This is a genomic window from Nonomuraea zeae (assembly GCF_005889725.1).
GTDB lineage: Bacteria > Actinomycetota > Actinomycetes > Streptosporangiales > Streptosporangiaceae > Nonomuraea > Nonomuraea zeae.
In genome coordinates this window covers 1-2,201 of the sequence record NZ_VCKX01000615.1, presented here as the reverse complement: position 1 = coordinate 2,201, position 2,201 = coordinate 1, and the positions used below count along the sequence as shown (strand labels likewise).

Genomic DNA, 2,201 nt, shown 5'->3' with positions numbered 1-2,201 from the left:
ACGCACCCCGGGACACCACCCGCACGCCCCGCCCGCTAGGCCGGCGCACCCCCGGCCCACTGCCGGGTCAGCGCGTGCCCGCCGAGCCAACGCCCCTGACTCACCCGCCGAGCCAACGCGGACGGCCCGCCGCTGAACCGGCGCCCCCCGGGCCCACCCACCGAACCAACGCACATCGCCCCACCGAACCAGCGCACCTGGGCCAACGCACACGCCTCGCCCACTAAGCCAGCGCACCCCCCGGCCACCCACTGGGTCAACGCGCACGCCCGCCCCAACGCCTCTGACCCGCCCACCGAGCCAACGCACCTGGCCGCCCGCCGCGCTCGTGACTCCACTCGCGCAACCAGGCCGGGTACAAGCGCATCCGGCGACCAGGACATTCAGCGCCCGCCCCGCCCCAACCCACCTCCCGGGTAAGGCCCCTCAGCGGCCCACCTTTCGGGTACCTGCCGGGTGCAGCACTCAGCACCCACCCACTCGGCTCCACCTCCCGAGTCAGCACCCGCCCCAATGGGCCCACCACCCGAGTCAGCACTCGTCCCGACCGGCCCACCACCCGAGCACCACCCCTCAGCGGTCCACCTGGCCGAGGACACTCCTCAGCGCCCACCCTCGACCCACCTCCAGCAGCACGCCGGTCTCCGCGCCACCGCCACGCGTCGGGTCCACGAGTGAGGACCTGGGAGGGGACCCCGAGCGGGAGACCAGGGAGAGGGACCCGAGCAAGAGACCCCGACCGGGAGACCGGAGGAAATCTTGGGGAGAGAGACCTCAAGCGGGAGACCGGAGGGAGATCCTGGAAGAGAGGCCCCGGGAGGGGACCCGCCGTTTCTGTCAGTCCCGCCCGCTACATTTCTCGCATGCATCGCCGTACGGACCCGCAGCCATGACCGAACGCCCGACCGATCTGACCGCCGACGAGGCACGCCGGGTCATCCTGCGCTCCCAGGGCCTGATCGGCGCCGACGTGCGCAAGGGCGGGGTGCACGCCATGCTGCGCAGACTGGGCGCCGTCCAACTGGACACGATCTCGGTCCTCGCCCGCTCCCACGAGCTGGTCGCGTACGCTCGCCTGGGCGCGGTCGGCAGGCCGAAGGTCGAGCGCGCCTACTGGCACAATCCCGCCCAGAGCTTCGAATACTGGTGCCACGCCGCCTGCATCCTGCCCATCGAGCACTGGCCCCTCTACGCCTTCAGGCGCCGGGCCTACCGCGACAGGCGCTACCGCTGGCACGAGGTCCCCGACGGGGTGGACAAGCTCCTCGACCAGGTCCGCGAGTCCGGCCCGCTGACGACCTCCGACGTGGGCGGCGCCAAGAACGGCGGCATGTGGTGGGACTGGTCCGACTCCAAGATCGGCCTTGAGTGGCTGCTCGACATCGGCGAGGTGGTCTGCAGCCGGCGCGTCGGCTGGCGCCGCGTCTACGACCTGGCCGAGCGCGTGGTCCCCGCCGACCTCCTGGCCGACGATCTCTCCGACGAGGAGTGCATCGTCCGCCTGGCCGCCATCGCAGGCCGTTCGCTGGGCGTGGCCAACAGGACCGACCTCATCGACTTCCTCCGCCTCAAGGGCCGTTTCGCGGCGATACTCGACGAGGTCCTGCTCAGCGGCGCGGCCGGCCTGGTGCCCGTGGCGGTCGCCGGCTGGCCGGGCAAGAAGGGCCAGGGCAACGCCTGGGCGGATCCGGCGGCGCTGGAGTCCGAGCCGCGCGGCGGTCGCCACCGCACGACGCTGCTGTCGCCGTTCGACTCCCTCATCTGGCACCGGGGCCGCACCGAGCGGGTCTTCGGCTTCAAATACCAGCTCGAGCTCTACGTGCCCAAGCACAAGCGCGTCCACGGCTACTTCACGATGCCGGTCCTCGCCGGGGGCCGCCTGATCGGCCGCGTCGACCCGGCCCGGGAAGGCACGACCCTGGTGATCAGGCAGCTCCACCTGGAGCCCGGACTCTCGCCCGCCAAATATGCCGACGCGTTAAGCGATGCCCTCTGGTCGGCGGCGGAGTGGGTGGGCTGCGACGCCGTACGCGTCGAACGCGCCGACCCCCCGGAGCTCATCCCGCTCCTTACCTCCCCCGACCGGACACCCTGACCACCCACCGGACATCCTGACCACCCACCGGACCCCTCGACTGCCGCTGCGCAGGACTCGAGGGGCTGCACTCGCCAGCGGACGCCCCTGTCCCTTATACACATCT

General features: G+C 71.8%; 1 protein-coding gene. It reads left to right on the top strand.

The window, feature by feature from the left end; translation table 11 throughout:
* Positions 1–889 precede the first annotated feature (889 nt).
* The gene (locus tag ETD85_RS61775; protein WP_138699013.1) at positions 890–2,095 is read left to right on the top strand and encodes a winged helix-turn-helix domain-containing protein; all 1,206 of its coding nucleotides are present in this window, start codon (positions 890–892) and stop codon (positions 2,093–2,095) included.
* Positions 2,096–2,201: the final 106 nt, after the last annotated feature.

Coding starts and splice junctions, on each gene's coding strand:
- ETD85_RS61775 (WP_138699013.1), top strand. CDS start 890: ATGACCGAACGCCCGACCGATCTGACCGCCGACGAGGCACGCCGGGTC.